The sequence below is a fragment of the Allokutzneria sp. NRRL B-24872 genome (assembly GCF_002155965.1).
Lineage (GTDB): Bacteria > Actinomycetota > Actinomycetes > Mycobacteriales > Pseudonocardiaceae > Allokutzneria.
Genome location: NZ_MUMH01000078.1, coordinates 64880 through 81994, shown reverse-complemented (window position 1 = coordinate 81994; position 17115 = coordinate 64880). Strand labels below are relative to the sequence as shown.

At 70.3% G+C, this 17115-nt stretch carries 17 protein-coding genes; 10 read left to right on the top strand and 7 right to left on the bottom strand.

Annotation, left to right across the window (positions count from 1 at the left end; translation table 11 throughout):
- Positions 1-202 precede the first annotated feature (202 nt).
- Positions 203-970 (top strand): GntR family transcriptional regulator, encoded by a 768-nt coding sequence (locus CCN37_RS21195; protein ID WP_086823806.1) that lies wholly within the window; start codon positions 203-205, stop codon positions 968-970.
- 85 nt (positions 971-1055) lie between these two features.
- Positions 1056-1376 carry a hypothetical protein gene (locus tag CCN37_RS39125; RefSeq protein ID WP_143261721.1) on the top strand — a complete coding sequence of 107 codons (321 nt, stop codon included), beginning with the start codon at positions 1056-1058 and terminating at the stop codon, positions 1374-1376.
- 84 nt (positions 1377-1460) lie between these two features.
- Here CCN37_RS39125 and CCN37_RS21190 read toward each other — a convergent pair whose 3' ends face one another.
- Both CCN37_RS21190 and CCN37_RS21185 read right to left on the bottom strand, forming a co-directional pair.
- Positions 1461-2309, bottom strand: coding sequence for a 3-hydroxyacyl-CoA dehydrogenase family protein (locus CCN37_RS21190; RefSeq protein ID WP_371504685.1), 849 nt, complete (start codon positions 2307-2309; stop codon positions 1461-1463).
- 11 nt (positions 2310-2320) lie between these two features.
- Entirely contained in the window at positions 2321-3487 is a 1167-nt protein-coding gene (locus CCN37_RS21185) for a thiolase family protein (protein ID WP_086823802.1), read from the bottom strand.
- A 118-nt stretch (positions 3488-3605) separates the two neighbouring features.
- On the opposite strand from CCN37_RS21185, the gene paaI reads away from it, so the two are divergent.
- From paaI to CCN37_RS21170, 3 genes are all read left to right on the top strand, one after another.
- Positions 3606-3980, top strand: a complete 375-nt coding sequence (gene paaI, locus CCN37_RS21180; protein ID WP_086823800.1) for a hydroxyphenylacetyl-CoA thioesterase PaaI — start codon at positions 3606-3608, stop codon at positions 3978-3980.
- Positions 3981-4045: 65 nt separating this feature from the next.
- Complete coding sequence (gene paaK / locus CCN37_RS21175; protein WP_086823816.1) at positions 4046-5296, top strand: phenylacetate--CoA ligase PaaK; 1251 nt, start codon at positions 4046-4048, stop codon at positions 5294-5296.
- On the top strand, positions 5289-5885 hold the full coding sequence (locus tag CCN37_RS21170; RefSeq protein WP_086823798.1) for a TetR/AcrR family transcriptional regulator: 597 nt from the start codon (positions 5289-5291) through the stop codon (positions 5883-5885). Before paaK ends, CCN37_RS21170 begins: the two co-directional genes overlap by 8 nt.
- Before the next feature lie 201 nt (positions 5886-6086).
- On the opposite strand, the gene CCN37_RS21165 is transcribed toward CCN37_RS21170, so the two are convergent.
- Entirely contained in the window at positions 6087-6677 is a 591-nt protein-coding gene (locus CCN37_RS21165; protein WP_086823797.1) for a helix-turn-helix domain-containing protein, read from the bottom strand.
- A 78-nt stretch (positions 6678-6755) separates the two neighbouring features.
- Between CCN37_RS21165 and CCN37_RS21160 the strand changes: the two genes are divergently transcribed.
- The 5 genes from CCN37_RS21160 (at position 6756) to CCN37_RS21140 (ending at position 10128) form a co-directional block, all read left to right on the top strand.
- Positions 6756-7640, top strand: coding sequence for an NAD(P)/FAD-dependent oxidoreductase (locus CCN37_RS21160; protein WP_086823795.1), 885 nt, complete (start codon positions 6756-6758; stop codon positions 7638-7640).
- Complete coding sequence (locus tag CCN37_RS21155; protein WP_246843209.1) at positions 7637-8503, top strand: trans-aconitate 2-methyltransferase; 867 nt, start codon at positions 7637-7639, stop codon at positions 8501-8503. Before CCN37_RS21160 ends, CCN37_RS21155 begins: the two co-directional genes overlap by 4 nt.
- A 145-nt stretch (positions 8504-8648) precedes the next feature.
- Positions 8649-9251, top strand: a complete 603-nt coding sequence (locus CCN37_RS21150) for a DUF6230 family protein (RefSeq protein ID WP_086823793.1) — start codon at positions 8649-8651, stop codon at positions 9249-9251.
- Positions 9251-9607 (top strand): DUF6114 domain-containing protein, encoded by a 357-nt coding sequence (locus CCN37_RS21145; RefSeq protein ID WP_086823791.1) that lies wholly within the window; start codon positions 9251-9253, stop codon positions 9605-9607. Before CCN37_RS21150 ends, CCN37_RS21145 begins: the two co-directional genes overlap by 1 nt.
- Positions 9604-10128, top strand: a complete 525-nt coding sequence (locus CCN37_RS21140; RefSeq protein ID WP_086823790.1) for a hypothetical protein — start codon at positions 9604-9606, stop codon at positions 10126-10128. Before CCN37_RS21145 ends, CCN37_RS21140 begins: the two co-directional genes overlap by 4 nt.
- Here CCN37_RS21140 and CCN37_RS21135 read toward each other — a convergent pair.
- From CCN37_RS21135 to CCN37_RS21120, 4 genes are all read right to left on the bottom strand, one after another.
- On the bottom strand, positions 10125-10538 hold the full coding sequence (locus CCN37_RS21135; RefSeq protein ID WP_086823789.1) for a hypothetical protein: 414 nt from the start codon (positions 10536-10538) through the stop codon (positions 10125-10127). The two genes, CCN37_RS21140 and CCN37_RS21135, sit on opposite strands and share 4 nt — an antisense overlap.
- A gap of 9 nt (positions 10539-10547) precedes the next feature.
- A complete protein-coding gene (gene aspS, locus CCN37_RS21130) occupies positions 10548-11840 on the bottom strand; it encodes an aspartate--tRNA(Asn) ligase (protein WP_168200775.1) in 1293 nt (430 codons plus the stop codon).
- Between the two features lie 317 nt (positions 11841-12157).
- Positions 12158-15490, bottom strand: coding sequence for a transglycosylase domain-containing protein (locus CCN37_RS21125; protein WP_143261720.1), 3333 nt, complete (start codon positions 15488-15490; stop codon positions 12158-12160).
- Between the two features lie 617 nt (positions 15491-16107).
- Positions 16108-16917: an SDR family NAD(P)-dependent oxidoreductase gene (locus tag CCN37_RS21120; protein WP_210408135.1), complete on the bottom strand. Its 810-nt coding sequence runs from the start codon at positions 16915-16917 to the stop codon at positions 16108-16110.
- Positions 16918-17115 lie beyond the last annotated feature (198 nt).

Sequence of the window (17115 nt, the reverse complement as noted above, 5' to 3'; positions counted from 1 at the left end):
CGCGACAGAGCCGGATCGCGCCGAACCCGTGGCCTGGTTGTGCCACAAGTACCCCCAGTACCGGGAGAACCCGCCGACCGGACCGGTGATCCGGGTCGATGTCGATGCCATCACCGGCTGGTCCTACACGGGCTGATTCCCCTCCGCCCGTACTCTCTTGCCGGGCCAACCAGTCCCACCGAACAGAAGAGCCAGGGGCACGATGTCAACCAGTCTGCCGCCATTTCGACGGATCGCGCGGGTACTGCGAGAGGACATCATCAGTGGCCGCGTGTCTCCCGGCGACCAGCTCGCCTCGGAAAACCAACTGGCCGAGGAACACAGCACCACACGAGCCACGGTTCGCAAAGCCATCGCCTTGCTCAGATCGGAAGGACTGGTCGTCTCCGAACAAGGACGCGGAGCGTTCGTGCGACCGCGACCGCGCGTGAAGATGCTGTTGACAGGCACGAACTATCGCGCGAACCGAGAAGGCGGGCTGAGCAACTTCAACGCGGAGGCCGCCGCGCAGGGCCATCACGCCACGCAAGAACTGCTCGACGTCTCGGAGTGCCCGGCACCCGCTGACATCGCCGACCGGCTCGCGATCAGCGTGCACACACCAGTGATCGTCCGGAGGAGGTTGTTCGTTGTTGACGGCAGCCCCATGCAGTTCTGCGACGGCTACTACGTGGCGGAGTTGTTTCGTGGGACAGCCGTCGCCGAGAAGCGCCTCATCAGGGGAGGTGTGCACTCGATCATCGAAGACCCACAGGGGCCACTGCGAAGTCGGCTGAGTCGGTTCGTCGAGGATCTTGACATCCGGCTGCCGTTGCCCGCCGAGGCCGAGGCCCTGCAAATTCCGGACGGCGTGCCGGTCGCGCGAGTCCTGCGCACGGCCTACGACGAGCTCGGGCGCCCGCTCGAAGTACTCGACTCCTTGGTGCCCACCGACCGATATTCGTTCCGGTACGTCATCGAACTGCCGTAGAGCGACAACCCGCACAGCTTGCATACCCAGGCTGCGCACGCTAGCGTAACTTGCATATTCAAGTTGGCGAGAGGTCGAGGTTTCCGTGGAACTCACTGTTATCGATCTTGCCGTGATCAGCTGCCTGAAGACCGTGCCGCGCGGCACCTGGGGAATGCTGGGCCTGTACGAGTCATTGCGAGGGCGGGCCGCCCATGAGGAGATCGACACGGCACTGGTGAAGCTGGAGCAGGCAAGCATGATCACCCGTGACCAGCTGGGGATCTGGACGCTGGTTGCTCATCGGCGGAACAAGTTGATCCCTAGACCGCGTCCGCACAAGCCGAGCAAACAGACTGCCGCCGCGAACGCCGGTCAGCTTGGACAGCCTTCAAGACCACCGAACCCCACTCCCCGCAGTCGCTAACCGCCCCCTACGTTCGGGTTCGTGGTTGTTAGAGACCCCTGCGGGTGGGGTTTGTGGGCTGGGAAGAGCCCAGCTCCAGTCGTCTCAGGTCCAGTCGTGAAAACCGCGACCGGACTTGCGGCCGAGTTCACCGCGAGCCACCTTCTCGCGCAGCAGCGCGGGCGGGGCGAAGCGCTCGCCGAGCGTCTTGTGCAGGTACTCGGCGATCGCCAGGCGCACGTCGAGGCCGACGAGGTCGGTCGACCGCAGCGGCCCCATGGGGTGCCGGTAGCCGAGCTCCATGGCGCGGTCGATGGACTCCGCGTCGGCGACGCCCTCCTCCAGCATGCGGATGGCCTCCAGGCCGAGCAGCACGCCGAGGCGGCTCGTCGCGAAGCCGGGCGAGTCCTTGACCAGGACCTCGGTCTTGCCGAGCGCGTGCACCCAGTCCAGGGCGCGCTCCGTGGTCGCGGGCGCGGTCGAAGGGCCGCTGACGATCTCGATCAGCGTGGACGCGGGCACGGGGTTGAAGAAGTGCATGCCGAGGAAGTTGTGCGGCCGGTCCAGCGCGGTGCCGATCTCGGTGATCGACAGCGAGCTGGTGTTCGTGGCGAGCACGGTGCCCTCCCCCACGGCCTGCTCGGCGGAGACGAGGACGTCGAGCTTGAGGCCGATCACCTCGGGCACGGCCTCGACGACCAGTTCGGCGTCCTGGGGCAACGCGCCGACCTCGGTCACGAAGACCACGCGCGCGAGCACGTCGGCGGGCTCACCGTCGAGCTTGCCGCGCTCGTGCGCCCTGCGCAGCCCGGTCGCGAGGCGGTCCCGCGCGGCGGCGACGGCCTCGGCGGAGCCCTCCACGACGGTGACCCCGGCGCCCACGGCGGCGAAGACCTGGGCGATGCCCGCGCCCATCCGGCCGCCGCCGATCACACCAACGGTTTTCGGTCCCATGGCCATTCTCCTTACAACGCTTCCACGAGCAGGGCGGTGCCTTGGCCGACGCCGACGCACAGGGTGGCGAGGCCGCGGCGGGCGTTCTCGCGCTCCATCCGCCCGAGCAGCGTGACAACCAGGCGCGAGCCGGACGAGCCCAGCGGGTGCCCGAGCGCGATCGCGCCGCCATCGGCGTTCACGCGCTCCTCGTCGAGCTTGAGGCGGCGCACGACCGCGAGCGACTGGGCGGCGAAAGCCTCGTTCAGCTCCACCGCGTCCAGGTCGCCGATCCCCCAGCCCGCGCGCGCCAATGCCTTCTCGGTCGCGGGCACCGGGCCGAGGCCCATGACGTGCGGGGACACGCCCGCGCTCGCGCCGGTGACCACGCGGGCGCGCGGGGTCAGCCCGTACCGGCGCACGGCCTCCGCGCTGGCCACCACGATCGCGGACGCGCCATCGGACAGCGGCGAGGACGAGCCGGCGGTGACGATGCCGTCCTCGCGGAAGACGGTGCGCAGCTTGCCCAACTTCTCCAGAGTGGTCTCGCGGCGCGGGCCCTCGTCGGCGGTGACGTCGCCGACCGCGACCAGCTCCGCGTCGAAGCGACCCGCGTCCACGGCCGCCACGGCGCGGTGGTGGCTGCGCAGCGCGAAGGCGTCGCTGTCGGCGCGCGTGATGCCGTCGAGCGCGGCGACCTCCTCGGCCGTCTCGCCCATCGACAGCGTGGTCTTGGCGTCGTACCCGGGATTGGTGAAGCGCCAGCCCAGCGAGGTGTCGAAGACCTGGCCAGGACGCGCCCACGGCGTCCCCGGCTTGGCCATCACCCACGGCGCGCGCGTCATCGACTCGACGCCGCCCGCGATCACCACATCGGCCTCACCAGCGCGCACGGCCTGCGCGGCGGAGGTGACGGCGGTCAGCCCGGAGGCGCAGAGCCGGTTCACCGTGTAGCCGGGCGTGTGTTCGGGCAGCCCGGCCAGCAGCACCGCCATCCGCGCGACGTTGCGGTTGTCCTCGCCCGCCTGGTTGGCCGCGCCGAGGATCACCTCGTCGATGGCGTCTGCGGGAACTCCGGAGCGCCGGACGACCTCGCCGACCACCAGTGCGGCCAGGTCATCGGGCCGCACCTTCGCGAGCGCGCCGCCGTAGCGGCCCTGAGGGGTCCGGACGCCGTCGACCAGGAACACCTCGGACATGCCGTCCTCCGCTCTTGACACCCCGATTCCAGATCCACATTCTTAACCGAACAGTCGGTCAGCCAGCAAGGCAGGTCAGCGAGTGTCACAGCCGCAGGTGCCCGACCCCGTCCGGCGGATGTACGACGCCGACAACGCCTCGCGCGCGGCCGGGATCGAGCTGGTGGAAGCCGGGATCGGCCATGCGACGGCCAGGATGCGGATCACCGCCGGCATGGTCAACGGGCACGGGATCGTCCACGGCGGGCACGTCTTCCTGCTCGCCGACTCGACCTTCGCCTTCGCGTGCAACAGCCACGGCCCGGTCACCGTCGCCGCCGGGGCGGACATCAGCTTCGTCGCCGCAGCCAAGGAGGGCGAGGAGCTGACCGCCGTCGCCACCGAGCGGGCGCGCTACGGGCGCAGTGGTATCTACGACGTCTCGGTGCACAGCGGAGATCGGCTCATCGCCGAGTTCCGCGGCCGCAGCCGGGTGATCGGAGGAACGTCGTGACCCTGGAACGGCAACGCGGACTCGGTCCCGCCCCCGACCCGGCGAGCCTGGACGCCGCCGAGCGGATGTCGGTCGACGAGCTGACCTCGCTCCAGCTCGAACGTCTACAGTGGACACTGCGCCACGCGTACCGCAACGTTGCCTTCTACACCAAGAAGTTCGACGACGCGGGCGTGCACCCGGACGACTGCCGGGGGCTGGAGGACCTGGCGAAGTTCCCGTGCACCACCAAGGAAGACCTCCGCGACAACTACCCCTTCGGCATGTTCGCCGTGCCGCAGGAGGACGTGCGCAGGCTGCACGCCTCCAGCGGCACCACCGGCAAGCCCACCGTGGTCGGCTACACCCAGCGCGACATCGACATGTGGTCGGAGGTCGTGGCCCGCTCCATCCGCGCGGCGGGCGGGCGCCCCGGCCAGAAGGTGCACGTGGCCTACGGCTACGGCCTGTTCACCGGCGGGCTCGGCGCGCACTACGGCGCGGAACGCCTCGGCTGCACCGTGATCCCGGCCTCCGGCGGCATGACCGCGCGCCAGGTGCAGATCATCACCGACTTCGAGCCCGAGATCATCATGGTCACGCCGTCGTACATGCTGACGCTGCTGGAGGAGTTCGAGCGGCAGGGCATCGACCCGCGCACCTCCTCGCTGAGCACCGGGATCTTCGGCGCGGAGCCGTGGACCGAGCAGATGCGCGCCGAGATCGAGCAGCGGATGGGCATCCACGCCGTGGACATCTACGGCCTGTCCGAGGTGATCGGGCCCGGCGTGTCCAGCGAGTGCGTGGAGACCAAGGACGGCCTGCACGTGTGGGAGGACCACTTCTACCCCGAGGTGGTCGACCCCTCCACCGGTGCGGCGCTGCCCGACGGCGAGCACGGCGAGCTGCTGTTCACCTCGCTGACCAAGCAGGCGATGCCGGTCATCCGCTACCGCACCCGCGACCTCACCCGGTTGCTGCCCGGGACCGCGCGACCCATGCGGCGCATGGAGAAGGTCACCGGCCGCAGCGATGACATGATCATCCTGCGCGGGGTGAACGTGTTCCCCACGCAGATCGAGGAGATCGTGCTGCGCACTCGCGGCCTCGCCCCGCACTTCCAGCTGCTGCTGACCAGGCGCGGCCGGATGGACCACATGACCGTGCGCGTGGAATCCGCGCCGGGCCAGGACTTCCCCGGCGCCGCGACCGAGCTGTTGCGCGCCATCAAGGACGGCGTCGGCGTCACCGTTGACGTCGAGATCGTCGAACCGTCCACATTGGAGCGCTCGGTCGGTAAGCTGCGGCGCGTGATCGATCGGCGGCACGATGGCTGAGCAGAGCGTCCGACGCGGGCGGCCCGGCTACGACCTGGAGTCGTTGCTGGCCATCGCCGTGAAGCTGTTCAACGAGCGCGGCTACGACGGCACGAGCATGGAGGAGCTCTCGCGCAGGCTCGGCATCACCAAGTCCGCGATCTACCACCACGTCACCAGCAAGGAGGAGCTGCTGCGCCTGGCCATGGACCGCGCGCTGGACGGCCTGTTCGCGGTGACGCTGGAGGCGCGCTCCCAGGAGGGCCGGGCGATCGACCGCTTGGAGCACGTCGTGCGGCGCAGCGTCGCCGTGCTCGTCGAGCGCCTGCCGTTCGTCACCCTGCTGCTCCGCGTGCGCGGCAACACCAAGGTCGAACGCGCCGCGCTCGCCCGCCGCCGCGAGTTCGACCAGCTCGTCACCGACCTGGTGAAGCAGGCGGCCGCCGACGGTGACCTGCGCTCCGACATCGACCCCTCGGTCACCAGCCGCCTGCTCTTCGGCATGATCAACTCGGTGATCGAGTGGTACCGCCCGCGCGGCGACATCACCCAGGACGCCCTCGCCGACGCCGTCTGCACCCTCGCCTTCTCCGGCCTCCGCGTGCACTGACGCCACGCACACCGTTAAGCCGCCCACGCTGAAGCCCTGAATGACCCCTTCAGGTACCTCAACTCCCCGAACGACCCTTTCAGTGCGTTCGAAGTACCCGAACGACCCATTGGGGGCGCTCCCAAGCCCTGAACGACCCGTTTGGTGCGTTGAGCGCGCTGAACGGGTCGTTTGGTGCGTTGGAGTACCTGAACGGGTCGTTCAGGGCTTTGCACCGCGGCGGTCGCGCGAGCCGGTGCGCAGGTGCATGCGCTCGCCCTGCGGCCCGAAGAGGCTGAGGATCTCGGCGGGCCGCGTCCCGGCGCAGCCGAACCAGTGCGGGACGCGGGTGTCGAACTCCGCCGCCTCCCCCGTCCGCATGACCACGTCGTGCTCGCCGAGCACCAGGCGCAGCCGCCCGCTGAGCACGTAGAACCACTCGTAGCCCTCGTGGGTGCGCGGGCTCGGGGTGTCCCGGCTCGGCGGGATGATCATCTTGTAGGCCTGGAGACCGCCGGGCTGGCGGGTCAGCGGGTAGACGGTGATGTCGCCGTGGAGCACCGCGGAGGGCCGGATGCGCGGATCGGCGACCTCGGGCGCGCCGACGAGCTCGTCCAGCGGGACCTTGTGCGCGCGGGCGATGGGCAGCAGCAGTTCCAGGCTGGGTTTGCGCTGCCCGGACTCCAGGCGGGACAGCGTGCTCACCGAGATCCCGGTGGCCCTGGACAGCGCGGCGAGCGTGGCTCCGCGCTCCTTGCGCACCCGCTTGAGCTTCGGACCAACCTCGTTCAGCACCGCTTCGACCGCGTCCATTCCATAATTGCAGAATCAGCAACAAAGTTTGTCAAGACCGCTGTCTCGGGCGCACTGTCGGCTCAGGAGGTGGTCGGAATGCACGACGTGGTGGTGGTCGGCGGCGGCGCGGCGGGACTGAGCGCGGCGCTGGTGCTGGGCAGGGCGCGCAGGAGCGTGCTGGTGGTCGACGCGGGCGAGCCGCGCAACCAGCCCGCCGCGCACATGCACGGTTTCCTTTCCAGGGACGGGATGCCGCCGGGCGAACTGCTCGCGGTGGGCCGGGCCGAGGTCGTCGGCTACGGCGGCGAGATCCGCCGAGGGCGAGCCGTGTCCGCGCGCAGGGACGGCGCCGGGTTCGTGGTGGAGCTGGCCGACGGCGACTCGGTGTCGGCGCGGAGGCTTGTGGTGACAACGGGTCTGCGCGACGAACTCCCCCCGATCGAGGGACTGCGCGAGCGTTGGGGCCGGGACGTGGCGGCCTGTCCATACTGCCACGGCTGGGAGGTCCGGGACCAGCCGCTCGGCGTCCTCGGCACCGACCCCAGGGGCGCGCACCAAGCGCTGCTGCTGCGCCAGTGGTCGGCCGACGTGACCTACTTCGGCTCGCAGCTGGCCGAGCAGGACCGCGAGAAGCTGCTCGCGCGCGGCATCCGCGTCGTGGACGAGGACGTGGTGAAGGTGTTGGTGGACAACGACGAACTCGTCGGGGTCGAGCTGACCGACGGCTCGTGCGTCAAGCGGTCGGCGCTGTTCGTCCCGACCGTGTTCGCCGCCAACGACACCCTGCTCACCCAGCTCGGCGCCGAGCACACCGAAGACGGGCGCACCACCGCGCCGGGCGTGTACGCGGCGGGCAACGTCGTCGACCCGATGGCACAAGTGATCGTCGCGGCCGCCCAGGGCGCGAAGGTCGGCATGTACGTCAACGGCGACCTCGTGCTGGACGAGGCCGCACCGGAGAGAAGGGTCCACGGACTGTGAGCGGGCACAAGCACCACGGGCACAACCACCACGAACACCTCGACTGGAACGCGCGCGGCGCCGCGATGGAGCTCGAAGGGGAGGTGATGTTCCCGCTCGTCGAGCAGGGTTTCCAGTGGCTGCAAGGGATTCTGCCGAAGGCGGAGCGCGTGCTGGACATCGGCAGCGGGCCGGGCATCGCGGCCTGTCACCTCGCCGGGCTCTACCCCGACGCGGAGGTCGTCGCGGTCGACGGAGCCCCTGCGCTGCTGGAGCTGGCACAGGCGCGCGCCGACCGGCTCGGCGTCCGGATCGGCACCCGCCACGCCCAGCTCCCGGACGATCTCGGCGAGCTGGGCACGGCGGACGTGATCTGGATCGGCCAGGTGCTGCACCACCTCGGCGACCAGGAGGCCGCGCTCGCCCAGCTGGCCGGGATGCTGCGGCCGGGCGGCGTGCTCGCCCTGATGGAGGGCGGGCTGCCGTTCCGGTTCCTGCCGCGCGACATCGGCATCGGCCGCGTCGGTTTCCAGGCCAGGCTGGACGTGGCGGTGAGCGCCGGCTTCGCCGAGATGCGCGAGGAGCTGGCGGACAAGGTCGACGTCGTCGAGGACTGGGCCGCGATGATCGGCCGGGCCGGGATGCGGCACGCGGGCACGAGGAGCTTCCTCGTCGACCACCCCGCGCCGATCGACGAGCGCACCCGTGCGTACATGCGTGACATCGTCACCCGGTGGGGCGACTTCGGCGCGGACCGGCTGTCCGAGGAGGACTCCGCGACGCTCGCCCGGCTGCTCGACCCCGAGGACCCCGCGGGCGTGCTGAACCGCAAGGACGCCTTCGTCCTCGGCGCCAGGACGATCTACCTGGCCACCACGAAGTGAGCTGACCGGGGTGGTCCGGCACAGGGAAGCACCTGGTCGGACCACCCTTTCCGGTAGACCCCTGATCAGGTGTCCACCGCTCAGGGGTGAGGCCCTAGTATTCAGCGGTTTCCCTTGTCCCCCTTGCCCGTCTGCGAGGTCCCGCATGACCGAGGACGCCCCGGCCCGCCGCGCCGGAGGAACCCGCTGGTCCCGTTTCGCCGTGATCGTCACCGTGAGCCTCGCGCTGGCCGGCGGCCTGGTCTACGCCACCGCCAGCGCCGCGCTGCCCACCTCGTTCGCGTTGTCCGGCACCAACTTCAAGTTCTCCGCGAAACGCGTCGAGGGCAAGGGCTTCGCCCAGTTCGTCGGCCTCGGCGCGGCGGCCCGCTCCCCCATGGCGGTCACCGGGATGGCTTCCGCGCTGGTCAGCGGCCTGTGCTTCTCCGCACTCGTGCCCACCCCGCTCGGCGCGGTCACCATCCGCGCCGAAGCCGGGGGCGACAAGCCGGTCGAGGCGCGCGACCTCGTGCTCAACCTCAGCGAGATGCGCGCCGAGGCCACCGCCACCAACCTCACCCTCGGCGTGGACGCGGCCCGCCTCGACGGCGCCACCGGGATCACCGGCCGCGCGGGCGACTACGCCCACCAGGCCGAGAAGATCGTGATCAGCGATCTCAAGGCCAACGCCAGCACCACCACGGCGGGCACCTTCCGGATGACCGGGCTCAGCATCACCGTCAAGGCCGGCCGCCAGGAGTGCTTCTGATGACCACCCTCGACCAGCGCTTCACCACCTGGTGCGGCGGCAGGCCCTTCGCGGCCGGGCTGCTCGCCGTCGCCGCGGGCGCCGAGATCGTGCTGCTGCCGGTCACCGGCTACGAGTTCCTGCTCGTGCAAGGCATCGGTGGCATCGGCTCCCTGCTCACCGCCATCGGCCTCATCGCGGGCGGGCTCGCGCTGTGGCGCTACCCGCACCGCTCCAGGGTGATCGGCGCGGGCGTGCTGCTGCTGGCCTTCGTCGCCTACCTCGTGGCCAACCTCGGCGGGTTCCTGGTCGGCATGCTCCTCGCCCTCGTCTCCGGTTCCCTCGCGCTGGCCTGGCAGTCCGGCGAAACGCGGTGAGGACCGGCATCGCGCTCCTGCTGTTCGCCGCCACCGCAGTCCCTGCTCACAGCGAACCGAGCTGCGCGATCGAAGAACTCCCCAAGACCGTGCCCCAGCCCGGCAGCGCCGACGAGCGCGCCGCCGCCGACATCCTCGCCGCCTGTCTCCGGCAAGCCCCCGCGCGCGAGCGCCACACCCGCAACCGGTTGCGCGCCAAGGAAGTCACCGCGCGCACGATCAACCCCGGCCTCGGCTCCTCGGTCGGGATCGACACCGAGTCGCTGGACATCGTCGACGCCACTCTGGAAACCGCGCAGGGCCGTACCGAGTTCCACGTCAGCAGCGCCCGCATGAACACCGTCGCGCTGACAGCGGATTCCTTGTCCGGCAAGCTCTTCGGCATCATCCCGGTCACGCTCGGCAACGGGTTGCCGATGATCCCGATCCCACTGCCCTACCTGAGGTTGACCGACGTCACCGCCGACAACGTGCGGGTCACCGCGCGCACGGCGACCCTGCACGAGGTCGACGGTTCCTAGAGATCCCAGTCGTAGTCGAAGGGGTCGGGCCGGGTCGTGCTCACCCCGATGGCGTGCAGCTCCGCCTCGGAGACCACCCGGTCCGCCCGATCGCCCAGCATGGCGACGAGCAGGCTCTCCAGTACGTCCAGGTACGCGGCGCGCAGCTGTGTGCCGCACGCGCTGACGCGCTCCAGGTCGGCCGTGACCCGCTCGTGCACCCCAGCCTCTTCCAGTTGCTCGTGCAGCAGACCCGCTTCGAGGAAGCCCGAACCGCGCACCTCGCTGCAGGAGACCGCCGTGCTGCGGAAGAGCATGAACAGCGCGCCCATGCCGCTGGGCATGTCGCGTTCCGAGTCGGAGGCACCCAGAGGCGGCCTCAGCGCCTCGACGTAGGCCAACGCGAATCCGCGACGGTCATAGCTGGTCACGACCGCAGGCTAAGGCGACAACCTGGTGAGATCACGCGGAAACAACGTGGTTTCGCGGATGTTCGACACTCCGAGCACGCGCGCGGTCCACCGCTCCAAGCCGATGGCGAAACCACCGTGCGGCGGCATCCCACCGGCGAACGGCGCGAGGTAGTCCGCATAGGACTCCGGGCTCTCACCCCGCTCGGCGAGCGCGGCCAGGTAGTCGGAGTGCCGATGCAGCCGTTGCCCGCCCGTCACCAGCTCCAACCCTCGGAAGAGCAGGTCGAAGCTGTTGGAGTACCTGGGGTTCCCGGGTTCCGGGTGGGTGTAGAAGGGCCGCTTCGCCATCGGGTAGCCGGTGACGAACAGGAACTCCGAGCCGTGCTCGCGCAGCGCCCACTCCGACAGCCACCGCTCGTGCGCGGCCGCCAGGTCGGGCTCGCCACGCGGGTCCTCGTCCGCGTGCCGCGCGATCAACTCCTGCGCTTCGGCGAAGTGCACCGCCGGGATCTCCTGCGGCACAACGGGAAGCTTCACAGCGAGCAGGTCGAGCGCCGCGCCCGCCCGCTCGGCCGTCGCGTCGACCATGCCCGCGATCGTGGTGCGCAGCAAGGACATCACGTCGCGGTGGTCCTCGATGAAGCCCAGTTCCGCGTCCAGACTCGTGTACTGGGCGAGGTGCCTGGTGGTGTCGTGCGGCTCGGCGCGGAACACCGGCCCCACCTCGTAGACCCTCTCGAACACCCCGACCAGCGCCTGCTTGAAGAACTGCGGCGACTGGGCCAGGTAGGCGCGGCGGCCGAAGTAGTCGATGCCGAAGACGTTCGCCCCGGACTCCGTCGCGGAGCCCACGATCTTGGGCGTGTGCGTCTCGACGAACCCAAGTCTGTCCAAAGTGGACCGAAATCCGGCGACACCCGCGGCGGCGATCTCGAACCGCGCGCGCAAACCGGGGTGGCGCAACGCGATCGGGGCGTTGTCCAGGATCGTCGGCAGCGCGGCCGGGACGGTCGGGCGGTAGAGGTCGAACACCGGCCGCCGAGCGGGCTCGCCGAGCGGCGTGATCACCGGCTCGACCAGCTCGGCCCCGCCCGGCGCCTTCGGGTTGGCCACGACGAGGCCGCTGACCTCGACGACGGACTCCTGGGGCGGCAGCGCCTCCGCTTCCCCGGGCAGGACCACCTGGGCCAGCCCGGAGCGGTCCCGCAGAACGGCGAACGTGACGGACTTCAGCCTGCGCCTGCGGTGCACCCACCCGGCGAGGCGGACGCGCTCGCCGATGCGGGTGGGCAGGTCGGCGGCGAGAGAACGTGAGATCATCATCCACACTCCTGGTGTGCGCGCGATCCCTTGGGGGCGCGGGCGAGAAGGGGACTCGCGGTACCACCGCACCTTCTCCGCCCCACCGCGAGGCGGGGCGGACTCGTCGCGGCCCGGTCACGGGGGCCACCCGGCGGGGCATGGGGCGCGGACGCCGTTCCTCCCCGCGCTCAGGAGGGTCTTCGCCAAGGGCGCGGGGCCGCTTTCCCAGCTACCAGCGGCTCTCTGCCCGCCCGCGTGCTCCCCCGGCTACTCGTCTCCGTCAACGCGTTGGCGCCGAGGATAGGTCGTCCCCGGCGCCGTTCGCGCGCGAATTTCTAGCTGTCGCCGCCCTCTTCCGGTGGCGGCTGCGAGGTCGTGGTCTTCTTCGTGCTGGAGGACGGGCACGTCGGCGTCCAGAAGCTCGTCGTGCACGGCGGGGCCGACGGTGAGTTCGGCGAGCTCGACCCGGACGGCGGCGTGGTGGTCATCGGCGTGGTGCTGCTCGGCGCGGTGGTCGTGGTCACCGGGTCGTCGTACTGGCCGATCGGGTCCGCCTTCGGGAAGGGGATGACCGGCACACCGTTGAGGTAGGAGTCCATGAACTCCTTCCAGATGTGCCCCGGCTCGTCCTTGCCGTAGATCGGGTGGTTGCGCACCCCGCAGCAGTCACCCCGGATGGCCTGGAAGCCGTCCTTGCCGACCCACACCGCCGCGGAGATCTGCGGGGTGTAGCCGACCATCCACGCCTTGGCGTTCTCGGTCTTGTCCTTCTCGTGCGTACCGGTCTTCGACGCGACCGGCCGGTTCTTGCTCAGCGCGAGGTTGGAGGACTTCGCCACGTCCACCATCGTCTCGGTGACGTTGCGCGCCAACTGCTTGTTGTTGTCGGAGTCGTTGGAGTCGAGCTTCTTCTGCGCGGTGATCTTGTCCTTCTCGTCCCACAGCGGCACGTCCTGCCCGGCCTTCATGACCCTGCTGACGAAGTGCGTCGGCCGGGTCTCCCCGTCGGCGGCGAAGGTCGCGTAGGCGCCGGCGATGTCCCTCGGGCGCACGCGGGTGTCACCACCACCGATGGCGATGTTGATGTCCGGGAAGCCGTCGGTGCCGACCAGCCCGGCGCGCTGCGACTCGGGAATGCCCGCGGAGAAGGCGGCGTCCACCACGCGCTTGGGGTTCAGGTCCGCGGTGATCTTCATGAAGACCGTGTTGACCGACAGCGTCATCGCGTCCCGGATCGAGCACTGCGTCCCGCAGGTGCTCTTGTTGCCGGAGTTGGCCCGCGCCTTGCCCGCGATCTCGATACCGGAGGTGCCGTCGTACGGCGTGCCGATACCGATCCCCTTCTGCAGCGCCGCGAGCGCCACGAAGGGCTTGAAGGAGGACCCCGGTTCCTGCAACGAGTCGGCGTAGTCGGTGCTGGTGCCGTTCTCGCCGCCGTAGTAGGCGCGCACCCCACCGGTCTTCGGGTCAACGGCGGTGAGCGCGGAGCGCAGCCCTTCCTTGTTGTTCTTCATGTACTTCGCGACCGCGGCCTCCGCGCTCTGCTGCGCCTTGGAGTCGATGGTCGTGACGACCGTGAGCCCTTCGCGCTTGAGCTTGTCGTCGGTGTAGCCCATCCCCTCCAGCTCCGCGATCACCTGCTCCTGGATGTGCAGAGTGGGCCCGGAGACCGGGTTGCGCTTCATCGCCTCCGCGCGCGGCACGGTCTTGGGGAACGGGAGGGATGCTGCCTGCGCCTGGGTGATGTAGTCGTTCTCCGCCATCCGCCGCAGCGCGTGCTTGCGCCAGCGCTGCTCGGTCTCCGCCCGGTTCTTCTCCGGGTCCAACCGGTACGGCGCCTGGATCACCGTGGCCAGCAGCGCGGCCTCCGCCGGGTCGGTGACCTCCTTGACGCTCTTGCCGAACAGCGCCCTGGCCCCCGCGTCGATCCCGAGCGCGCCGCGCCCGAACGGGATCGTGTTGAGGTAGGCCTCCATGATCTGGTCTTTGGTCTGCTCGTTGTTCATCTTGAACGACTTGACGAGCTCTTTCCACTTGCGGCTGAGGCTGTTCTCCTTGTTGCCGGTGGAGACCTTGACGTACTGCTGCGTGATGCCCGAGCCGCCGCCGACGCCGACGGTGATCTGGTTGAGCACCGCGCGCGCGATGCCGACCACGTCGAAACCGGGGTTGGTGTAGAACGACGCGTCCTCGGTCGCGGTCACCGCGTCGCGCACGATCTTGGGGACGTCGTTGTGCGAGACGTACGCGCGCGTGCCGCCCTGGGGCACGAGCTTGCTCATCTCTTTCTCGCCGTCGGAGAACAGGAGCGTGACCGTCTTCTCCTGGGCTGCGATGACGTCCTTCGGGTCGTCGATGGAGACGAGGAAGTAGGTGATGACGAAGGCGATGACCGGTCCGATCACGCCGACGGCCGCCGCGATGTAGCAGCCGAGGCGGACGCGCTTCCAGATCTTCTTCTTGCGCAGCTTGCGCTCTTCCTCCTCGGTGAGCGCTGCTTCGTCGTCGTCTTCGCGGTCCTCGTCGCCGTCCTCGGCGTGCTGGTCGTACTCGTCGTCGTCCGGCTCGCGGTGGGTGAGCAGCTGCGGCTCGCGCGGGTAGTCGTCCTCGTCGTCGACGAGGTCGATGATCTCCGTCTCCGGCTCGATCAACTCAGTCGGCGCGTCACCCGGGTCCCGCCTCGGCGGCACCGGAGCGCCAGGACGCACCCTCCCCCCCGGTAAGACCGTGGTGGGCGGACCGTCGCCGCCGGGCGCACCGCCGCGGTGCACCACGCTCGTGGGGTCGTTGTGCCCGCGCGGTCCGCTGCCGGGGCGCGCGCCGTTCGGCCCGTTGGGTCCCGGGATCAGCTCCGTTCCCGGCGCCATCCCGTTCCCGCCGCGGTGGACCACGCTCGTGGCGTCGTACTGCCCGCGCTGACCGGCTCCTCGGTCATCCCACGCGCCGAGCGCCCCAGCGCCCTCGCGCGGCTCTCCCTGCCCGTTCGGCATGCCGGGGGCACCGTCGCGCGGCCCGTTTTGGGGAGCACCACCCTGGGGTCTGCCCCCTTGGGGACCACCGCTCTGCGGCCCGCCATTGCGGAGGCCGCCGTTCTGCTGGCCGCCGTTCTGCGGTCCCCGGTTCGGCCCAGGGCCCTGCGGACCTCCCTGCTGGCCGCCACCGCGCGGGCCACCGCCCTGAGGGCCACCGGCGGCACCGAGCGCGCCACCGGCCGCCGCGGCCCCGGCAACACCCGCGCCGGGCCCGCCACGCGGCGCTCCCGGGTCGTTCCGAGGGCCACCGGGCCCGTTCGGCCGTCCTCCGGAGCCGTTGCGCGAGTCGCCGGAGCGGTTCGGCGCACCAGCGGCGTCCTGGCCACGAGGCGGTACCTGTCCGCCACCGCGCCCGTCGGGCGCGCCGGGGCCGGGGCGCTGTCCGCCGGGGCCGGGCGGCCGCGAACCGGCTCGGCCGGGCGGCTGGTTCACCGGATTGCCCCGTGGCGGGGTGGGCGCGCGGTTCGGCTGCTGACCGCGGTGCTGCTCCGGTCGCCGGGGGTCGTGCGAGGGCTGGGCCTCGTCCTCGTCCCACTCCGGACTCCAGAAGCCGGTGCTCTCGGTGGGGTGCTCGGGTCCGGACCGCGCCTGGCCACGGCGGCCCGGATAGCCGCCCCGGTCGCGTTCGTCGTTCACGCCTCAGCCTCCACAACCGACGCCACCCAGTCCCTCACCCCGGCCCGGGTCACTGACCGACCTCCACCTGCACACCGTCGTCGAACGTGAGCGCAAAAAGCCTGCCACACGGCCTCGCCGACTCGTGTCCCGGCCTGCACCGGCGACAAAGCCGCAGGCAGGGGCCATCGATCCGCGAGGTTGCCCCACTTCCATTTATTCAGGCAAAGACCAACCATTCCTCTCACCGAAATACGAATAGGGAGGAAAAGGACGCGAATGGTCCCCGCACGACGCGACCCGCTCGGCCCTGCACAGCGGTCGGCGCTCCCGCGCGCCGGGCGCCGGCGTCGCCGCGACAGCGCGAAAGATCATCTGTCAACTCCGCGACGCCCCGACCCGGCGGCGGCGGTCGGCGGCGAACGCGGCACCACACCGTCCACAGTGGAGCTCCTCCCGTCCCGTCCGGCACGCGAACCGCCGGTCCGGCAGCTCGGTGGAGTCATCACGGCGAAGGTAGACCGGGGGTCCGACAGTCACGGCAACGATGCGGATTTGACGGATTCACACCCCCCGGCTATCACTGATGACGGAAGGGAGGCGACCCCCGTGAATTCACCGCTTTCGATCATTTTTCGTTACTGCACAAGGGTTTCGGTGTACCTGGCAAGGCGCGCGGCATCCGCGCTGTCGAGGGTGCGCAGCGCCGTGCCGACCGGACGCCCGCGATCGACGGCGGTCAGCGGCGCGGTCGGCGGCCGGTCGATCCAGTCCACGACCGGGCGCACGGACTCGGCGACCGACCGCGCGAAGAGCCGGGCAGCCACCTTGATCACCCCGCGCACCACCGGGTTCGACGCGCCGTCCAAGCCGCTCCGGGTGAAGCCCGGGTGGTACAGCACGTACCGCGCCCGCCCACCGCCCTCCTCCGCGAAGGCCACCCCGAGGAGGTCGTTCGCCCTCCCCGCCTGCAACTGCGCTCGAACCTGCCCGTACTTCGCGGTCAGCTGCGGGTCCTCCCAGTGCACGCGCCCCGCGGTGACGCCGACCCCGGCGACGCTGACGATCACCGGGTGCGCGCTCGCGTCGAGCAGTGGGCGGAGCCGGTGGCTCAACAGGTACCGGCTCAGGTAGTACAGCGCGAACGTGGCTTCGAGGCCGTCCGCCGTTTCGACCCGCTCGGCGTTGACCCGGTTGGCGAACAGGGCGAGCGCGTCCACGGACTCGTGCCGGTCGGACACCTCGCGCACCACCCGTTCGACCTCGGCCACCGACGAGAGGTCCGCACGCAGGAAGTGGAGGTTCGGATTCGACACCTGCTCGACCAGCGCACGCCCCTTGGCCTCGCTGCTGCCGATCACGATGACGTTGTCGCCCCTGTCCAGCCGGCGCAGTGCCGTCTCGCGGCCCATTCCACTCGTCCCACCGCTGATGATCACTGTCTTCACGGTTCCATCCTGGGTTTTCCCCACCGGACGGGGAAAGACGGCACTTTCGTGTCCGTTGCGCACATCTTTGTTCCTGCGCGCACCCGGGAGAGCCGCCTCCCCTCGGGCAGTCCACTGTGGACATATCTCGGGCAGGACGCGGTTTCCTTGCGGTGCGGGACGGGGCGGTGCCGAGCCAGGGCCTTCTCGATCACCCTT

What these genes read in the sequence shown, in the direction of transcription:
- aspS (WP_168200775.1), bottom strand. Translation starts at nt 11,840, where the DNA reads ATGATCTCACGTTCTCTCGCCGCCGACCTGCCCACCCGCATCGGCGAG.
- paaI (WP_086823800.1), top strand. Translation starts at nt 3,606, where the DNA reads ATGTACGACGCCGACAACGCCTCGCGCGCGGCCGGGATCGAGCTGGTG.
- CCN37_RS21150 (WP_086823793.1), top strand. Translation starts at nt 8,649, where the DNA reads ATGACCGAGGACGCCCCGGCCCGCCGCGCCGGAGGAACCCGCTGGTCC.
- CCN37_RS21165 (WP_086823797.1), bottom strand. Translation starts at nt 6,677, where the DNA reads ATGGACGCGGTCGAAGCGGTGCTGAACGAGGTTGGTCCGAAGCTCAAG.
- paaK (WP_086823816.1), top strand. Translation starts at nt 4,046, where the DNA reads ATGTCGGTCGACGAGCTGACCTCGCTCCAGCTCGAACGTCTACAGTGG.
- CCN37_RS21185 (WP_086823802.1), bottom strand. Translation starts at nt 3,487, where the DNA reads ATGTCCGAGGTGTTCCTGGTCGACGGCGTCCGGACCCCTCAGGGCCGC.
- CCN37_RS21170 (WP_086823798.1), top strand. Translation starts at nt 5,289, where the DNA reads ATGGCTGAGCAGAGCGTCCGACGCGGGCGGCCCGGCTACGACCTGGAG.
- CCN37_RS21190 (WP_371504685.1), bottom strand. Translation starts at nt 2,309, where the DNA reads ATGGGACCGAAAACCGTTGGTGTGATCGGCGGCGGCCGGATGGGCGCG.
- CCN37_RS21145 (WP_086823791.1), top strand. Translation starts at nt 9,251, where the DNA reads ATGACCACCCTCGACCAGCGCTTCACCACCTGGTGCGGCGGCAGGCCC.
- CCN37_RS21160 (WP_086823795.1), top strand. Translation starts at nt 6,756, where the DNA reads ATGCACGACGTGGTGGTGGTCGGCGGCGGCGCGGCGGGACTGAGCGCG.
- CCN37_RS21195 (WP_086823806.1), top strand. Translation starts at nt 203, where the DNA reads ATGTCAACCAGTCTGCCGCCATTTCGACGGATCGCGCGGGTACTGCGA.